Origin of the sequence: Dolichospermum sp. LEGE 00246, assembly GCF_015207865.1 — a bacterium.
Taxonomy (GTDB): Bacteria; Cyanobacteriota; Cyanobacteriia; order Cyanobacteriales; family Nostocaceae; genus Dolichospermum; species Dolichospermum heterosporum.
This window is the reverse complement of the sequence record NZ_JADEWA010000312.1, coordinates 1-6,505: the sequence shown is the minus strand read 5'-3', so window position 1 is coordinate 6,505 and position 6,505 is coordinate 1. Positions and strand designations below refer to the sequence as shown.

At 37.4% G+C, this 6,505-nt stretch carries 6 protein-coding genes and 2 pseudogenes; 4 read left to right on the top strand and 4 right to left on the bottom strand.

Features of this window, described 5'->3' with window-relative positions; translation table 11 throughout:
- Together IQ228_RS26760 and IQ228_RS18275 are read left to right on the top strand one after the other, a co-directional pair.
- The coding region (locus IQ228_RS26760; protein WP_228043946.1) for a hypothetical protein at window positions 1-646 on the top strand (646 nt) is incomplete at its 5' end.
- Between the two features lie 62 nt (window positions 647-708).
- Window positions 709-1,449: a Uma2 family endonuclease gene (locus tag IQ228_RS18275; protein ID WP_193963837.1), complete on the top strand. Its 741-nt coding sequence runs from the start codon at window positions 709-711 to the stop codon at window positions 1,447-1,449.
- On the opposite strand, the gene IQ228_RS18270 is transcribed toward IQ228_RS18275, so the two are convergent.
- The 4 genes and pseudogenes from IQ228_RS18270 to IQ228_RS18255 all read right to left on the bottom strand — a co-directional run.
- Window positions 1,444-1,761: a hypothetical protein gene (locus IQ228_RS18270; protein ID WP_193963835.1), complete on the bottom strand. Its 318-nt coding sequence runs from the start codon at window positions 1,759-1,761 to the stop codon at window positions 1,444-1,446. The genes IQ228_RS18275 and IQ228_RS18270 overlap by 6 nt on opposite strands.
- A gap of 61 nt (window positions 1,762-1,822) precedes the next feature.
- Window positions 1,823-2,941, bottom strand: coding sequence for a magnesium chelatase ATPase subunit I (gene bchI / locus IQ228_RS18265; RefSeq protein WP_027403495.1), 1,119 nt, complete (start codon window positions 2,939-2,941; stop codon window positions 1,823-1,825).
- A gap of 416 nt (window positions 2,942-3,357) precedes the next feature.
- Window positions 3,358-3,612, bottom strand: a complete 255-nt coding sequence (locus IQ228_RS18260) for a GUN4 domain-containing protein (RefSeq protein WP_228043945.1) — start codon at window positions 3,610-3,612, stop codon at window positions 3,358-3,360.
- A gap of 149 nt (window positions 3,613-3,761) precedes the next feature.
- A pseudogene (locus tag IQ228_RS18255) lies at window positions 3,762-4,001 on the bottom strand (4-Cys prefix domain-containing protein); the annotation flags it as partial.
- Window positions 4,002-4,232: 231 nt separating this feature from the next.
- On the opposite strand from IQ228_RS18255, the gene IQ228_RS18250 reads away from it, so the two are divergent.
- Together IQ228_RS18250 and IQ228_RS27460 are read left to right on the top strand one after the other, a co-directional pair.
- Window positions 4,233-5,189, top strand: coding sequence for an NAD(P)-dependent oxidoreductase (locus IQ228_RS18250; protein WP_027403497.1), 957 nt, complete (start codon window positions 4,233-4,235; stop codon window positions 5,187-5,189).
- A 180-nt stretch (window positions 5,190-5,369) separates the two neighbouring features.
- A pseudogene (locus tag IQ228_RS27460) lies at window positions 5,370-6,420 on the top strand (hypothetical protein).
- Window positions 6,421-6,505: the final 85 nt, after the last annotated feature.

Genomic DNA, 6,505 nt, shown 5'->3' with positions numbered 1-6,505 from the left:
ATTAAAAAATCTGTATTTATCAAAAAAAGCGATTTTACCGACTCTCAATGAAGCGCAAACTGAAGATGTATTTATTAAACCCGTATTAGATATTTTAGGGTTTTCTAATATTCCTCAAGTTGTAACTCGTGGTAAAGGTAGAGCCGAACGTCCTGATTATGCGTTGTTTGCAAATGAAGCAGATAGAGATACAGCTTACTCTTTTCAAAATAATGAAACTGCTTTTTATGGTAGGGTATTAGTTATCGCAGAAGCTAAATATTGGGAAAGACCATTAAGTAAAGTTTCTGCTAATGATAAAAGAGATATTTTCAAGAATGAAAATCCATCTTTTCAAATTTCTAGTTATTTGACTGGTACGGGAGTTTATCCTAATGATTTGGATGAGTTAAACTGTGATGAAGGAGTTGGAAAGTATTTACAAGAAAAAAAGGATATTTTAACATCTAGAGCAGCATATATTAGAGGAAACTGTGAATGGTTTAAGTACACTTGGCCTCTGCATAAAGACAAATATCATCTACCTAAAATAATTGTTCCCTATATTGCACCAGAAAATAGATTTGCGCTTGATGAAAAAGCTGAATATATTAGTTTAAAGGATAAAAATATCCCCGACTTCTGTTTTCATTTTGTAAATAAATGATAGATTTTTCTTAGAAGTCGGGGATCTGGATTATTATAAAAATAGAATTGGTAATATCAATCATGCTAAAATACAGCCAATTAAATTATTTACCCTCATCTAAGGAATTACCCGACTCTGACGACACACCAGTGGATAACGAACTACAAGATTTAATTCCCGGTTTATTAAAAGCCATGTTAGCCTTAATCTGGTTCCAAAGATGGGATTGGTTTTTTGGCGTAGACATGGGAATATATTATGATCCAGATAAACCTGCAATTGTCCCAGATGGATTTTTAAGTATTGGTATTCCCAGATTAATTGATGAAGATTTACGCCGCAGTTATGTATTATGGGAAGAACAAAAATTACCGATTTTAGTGTTAGAAATAGTGTCTCATACCTATAGGGGAGAATATAGCACTAAGAAAGATTTTTATGCTCAAGAATTGGGGATATTATATTATGTAGTTTATAATTCTCAGCGTAAAAGAAAACAACGTTTAGAGGTTTACAAATTAGTCAATGGAGAATATAAATTACTGTCAGGAAACCCTGTTTTTCTACCAGAGATAGGGTTAGGAATAGGAATGAAAAAAGCAACATATCAAGGAATAACTAGAGAATGGTTATATTGGTTTGATGAAAATGGAAAACGATTTTTAACACCAGAAGAAAGGATGCAACAAAGTGAGGAAAAACATTTAGAATCTGAAAGAAAACATTTAGAATCTGAAAGAAAATGGTTAGAATCTGAGAAAAAAGCTAATAAATTAGCAGAGATGTTAAAAAAATTAGGAGTTGATCCTGAAAATTTATAGCGTCTGAATTAAATCTGCAAAACCGTAAATACTAATTCCTAATAACAGTAGTGCGGTAAATTGGGTAAGGTGTTGTTGAGTTAAAACTGTGTGGTTGTTTCCGGTGGGAGACATTGCTTCCCGGACTAATATAGAAGTTGATGCTCCCACGACAAAACTTAAACCTAGTATGATGTAGGGTTTATCTGGGACAATGGTGGAGACTGTCAGCAGAGCGATCGCTAATGTCAACATTAATAATTCCACAAACCGGGGTGGATGATCTTGAATAAATAAAATTAGGCTATTTAACCAAAAATTCCAGGTTCTCATAATTTGTCAGTTGTTAATTAACTGTTGTAGAGACGTTCCATGGAACGTCTCTACATTAAAACTAACGAGCGCCAGCTTTTACCCCTGCACCAGTTTTCTGAGTTGAGTCTTCTGGAAGTTCCACACCAAAAACTCGACAAAAGACCTTTTCTACCTTATATCCTGTATCAATGGATTCTAAAGGATCTTTCCGCAGACGGTGACGCAGACATAATGTAATTACCCGCCGGATATCGTCAACTGTTACTTCTGTCCGACCTTCAAAAGCGGTTAAGGCTTTAGCCGCACGGTTTGTCACAATGTCACCCCGCAACCCGTCTACATCCAATTCTGAACAAACTTCGGAAATTTTTACCCGGAAGTCATAGTCTAAATTAACTTGTGGTAATAAGTTTTGGGCATTGACAATTTTCTCTTGTAATGCTACTTGGGGAGCTTGGTGTTTTTCTAAATACACAGGCGGATTTTGGTCAAATTCACCCCGTTCTTCCACAATTTGCACCCGCAAAGCTGGTTCTTTCACAGTGCGGATTTCTGCGTGCATTCCAAAACGGTCAAGGAGTTGGGGACGCAGTTCCCCTTCTTCTGGGTTTCCCGAACCGACGAGAACAAACTTGGCTGGGTGACGGATAGAAATCCCCTCCCGTTCCACAGTGTTCCAACCACTAGCAGCGGAATCGAGGAGTACGTCTACCAAGTGGTCATCTAATAAGTTGACCTCATCAACGTAAAGAATACCCCGGTTAGCTTTGGCTAGGAGTCCGGGTTCAAAGGCTTTGACACCCTCAGATAAGGCTTTTTCAATGTCAATTGTCCCACAAACTCGGTCTTCTGTCGCACCCAATGGTAAATCTACCATTTGTACCTTTTTGTGAGTGATGGGAATTTCCAACCCTTGTGCTACCTGTTGACGGACTTCATCACTCATCAAGTCCGTGTCGTTGGGGTCACTGTTGAAGGGGTCATTGGCGACAACAGGGATTTCTGGTAAAAGGTCCGCTAAGGCGCGGATAGTTGTAGATTTTCCGGTGCCGCGATCGCCCATAATCATTACACCACCAATTTTGGGGTCAATGACATTTAACAGCAGTGCCAGTTTCATTTCTTCTTGACCAACGATGGCTGTAAATGGAAAGACCGCACGACGCGCACTCGCACTAGCTTGAGCAGTTGAAGTCACTAAATTACCTTAACAATATTTTTTATTACAATTCTTTATTTTGACACATTTTGGGGAGGTGGGTTGGTTGTTCGTTAAAAGCCAATCTTCTTATAAGTTTTTTAAATCTGACTTTTACAAAAAAAGCACAAGACTATGTTTATTGAGAATAAATCTGCTTCATTCTCAAGATTGTTGAGAATGATTGCAATAAGGTAACGATTTTACTAGGTTCTTGACCTCTTGACTTTTTGTGCTATTATCAAGGTATATAATTTGGTGGCTATAATTTCTAAATTTTAGAATACAGAAATTGTCAGCATCAGGATAACCAGAATTTAAGAATTGACAGGATGTGAGTAAATTAAAATCCTGTTCATTGTTTGATCTTGTAAATCCTGATTCTCATAAAATTATTAAAATTATCGGAAAAATAACTAAAATTGCTGAGAAACAAGTATTATCTTCAGTAGGGATATTCCGCATTCCGCAACTATCAGTTTCTGCACAGAAAACCCAAACCGCCCATTACTATATTTGACCCACAACCCGTCAATAATGCGGAGGTCATCACAGGGAAAACTATCAATACTTTTAACATTTAACCAACCTTCTTTTTCTCGGTTTGCTACCACTAGCATTACCCGGAATGTTTCCTCATCTGCTTCTTTCCATTCCCCTGCTGCTAACAATTTCTCTAATTTTTGATACCGACTGGGTACAGTAACAGATGGTTGAGGTGGTAGTGGAGGTAGTGGAGGTAAAATTTGAGATGGCGATCGCCTCTCAGGTTGATTTAAAATATTTAACTCCTGAATAACTTCTTTAACAGATTGATAACAATTGCTTTTTCAATACTATCTGTTCCCTGTGCTTGGAGTAAAAATTGTTTAATTACACAATAGGGTTTTGATGGTTTATCCTCATCAATAGCTAAAAATGTTCTACCAAAACCACCCTGACCTAAAATTGATTTAGGTATATACTTTTCACGCAAAAGTAACTTATTACCGCACTTTTGACAATATTAAAAATTATCAGGGTTAGGAAAAAGACAGTCAGGATTAAGACATTGACGCATAGACTCACAACCAAGGCTTCATTGTAATTTTACCCTAATTAATCAAGATTTACGCAAAATCTCTCAAAACCTCATTTCTCTGCGTCTGGAGGGGTTCATTTAAAAAAATATATAACTTAACTAACACCCAGATCCCCGATTTCTTAAAGAAATCGGGGATCTATCTTCTCAAATCATGCTACAATTACGCACTGACCTCAACCATCCCCAAAAACCCCAACATCCAATTTCATGACCAAAAAACGTATTTTAGTTACAGGTGCAAGTGGCTGTATCGGTCACTATATCAGCGAAGCCTTAATTCAAAACACCAATCACGAATTATATCTCCTGGTTAGAAACCCTAATAAACTCCAAGTAGATACTACAGTCCGTCCTGGAATCACCATTCTTCAGGGTGATATGCAAGAGATTGGTAAATTCTCTAATTTACTCAAAACCATTGATATCGCCGTATTAACAGCCACTTCCTGGGGTGGTGAGGGCATTTTTGATATTAATGTCTTCAAAACTCTAGAATTAATGAATCTGCTAAATCCCGAAAGATGTGAACAGGTAATTTATTTTTCCACAGCCAGTGTTTTAAATAACGAAAACAAACCACTTAAAGAAGCCGGGGAAATTGGGACAGATTATATCCGTTCTAAATATGATTGTTTACATCAAATCGAAAAGTTAGCTATTTTTCCCAAAATTACCACGGTTTTTCCTACCTTAGTATTAGGTGGTGATGACAAAAAACCCTATTCTCATCTCACATCTGGTATTCCTGAAGTTACTAACTATATTAATTTTATTCGTTTTTTACAAGCAGATGGCAGTTTTCACTTCATTCATGGTAAAGATATTGCCACAGTTATCCAATATTTAATTGATTATCCACCACAACAGGGAGATCCCCGCCGATTTGTGTTAGGACAATCTTCCCTAACAGCAAATCAAGCCATTGAAGAAGTTTGTGCTTATTTCCGTAAAAAGATTTATTTCCGCATTCCTTTATCTTTAGGTTTAGCCAATGTAATTATTGCTGTATTCCGCATTCAAATGGCAGCCTGGGATAGATTCTGTATGAATTATCGTCATTTTAGCTATGCTAATGCCATTAATCCTAGCAGCTTTAATTTACCAAATTACTGTGCAACAATGACTGATGTTTTGAGAATTAGCAGCGTAAAAGCGGGAATTTAGATCAATACCTTGTACATTTTCTGTAGGTTGGGTTGTTCGCGTGAGCGTTGCGGAGCAATAGCACAAAATCCAACATGAGCGTCGGGTTGCGCTGTCGCTTAACCCGACCTACAAAAAATAGATAAAGTATTACCTGATACAGAAATAATTGATTAAATAGGCATATAGGCACAAGAATAAATGACTCGCTTTATACATGATCAATTTGCTAAACAATATCTAACAGAACTATTAACACCTTATGGACAAGTAGAAACCAGTAAAGACATCACCGCAGAAGTCAGACAAATTGACGTATTAAGTAGTGAGATAGAATTAATTACACAATGTCATTGCGTAAGCGTTGCGTGGCGTTAGCCATATGGAACGAAGTGAAATGAAGCAATCGCAGGGGTTGTGATTGCTTCCCTTCGCTCGCAATGACTGTAAATATTTTTGTCCAATTACTTATTTATCCCCTCATCCCCGCATATTAGGGAAAATGGCGGCTAATTATGCCGTATTTGAACCATTCCGTAATGCTGTAAGTAAAAGTGAAATCCGCAGTTGCATGGGTAAATTATTTGACATTCATGCCCAGGTTGAACGTCAAGCTAAACGCAATGACACGCGAATAAATGAATCCGAATTAGCTAATCTGTGGATTTTGACTCCTACAGTATCAGTAGAAATCCTCGATAGCTTTAATGCTAGTTTGGATGAGAAAAACTGGGGTAAGGGGATTTACTTTTTTGGTAAAGGATTTAAAACCGTCATTGTTAGTATTCATCAATTACCCAGCACACCCGAAACCCTGTTTTTGCGGATATTAGGGAGGGGAAAAGTACAAAGACAAGCGGTGGAAGAATTAGAAACACTGACAAATAACAATCCATTTCTGGCAGATGTCATAGAATTAGTACATAACCTAATTGCTGTGTTATCGGCACGTCAGCGTCAAGAACAAGATATTGATCAAGATGATCGGGAGTTAATTATGAAATTATCCCAAATGTATCAATAACAATTAGAAGAACTGAGAAAACAAGGACTCCAAGAAGGACTTAAGACTGGTGTAGAAAGGGAAAGACGCGCTATGATTGAGAGTATTCTGCAAGTGCGTTTTAGTGAAGTTGATGCCGAATTGACAAGAATCATTAACCCCCTGATTGCCATGAGTAGAGAGGAATTTACTCCTTTACTTCTACAATCATCTCGTGAAGAGTTATTAGCGAGATTTTCGGCACAATAGTAATTTATCAGTAATTTATAGCGGTATGCACTTGAATGAGATACATCATAAGCCCCCTCCTTGCTTGCGGGGAGGGGGTTGGGGG

Excerpts from the sequence above, each read along its gene's own strand:
- IQ228_RS18275 (WP_193963837.1), top strand. The coding sequence starts at position 709 with ATGCTAAAATACAGCCAATTAAATTATTTACCCTCATCTAAGGAATTA.
- IQ228_RS18250 (WP_027403497.1), top strand. The coding sequence starts at position 4,233 with ATGACCAAAAAACGTATTTTAGTTACAGGTGCAAGTGGCTGTATCGGT.
- IQ228_RS18270 (WP_193963835.1), bottom strand. The coding sequence starts at position 1,761 with ATGAGAACCTGGAATTTTTGGTTAAATAGCCTAATTTTATTTATTCAA.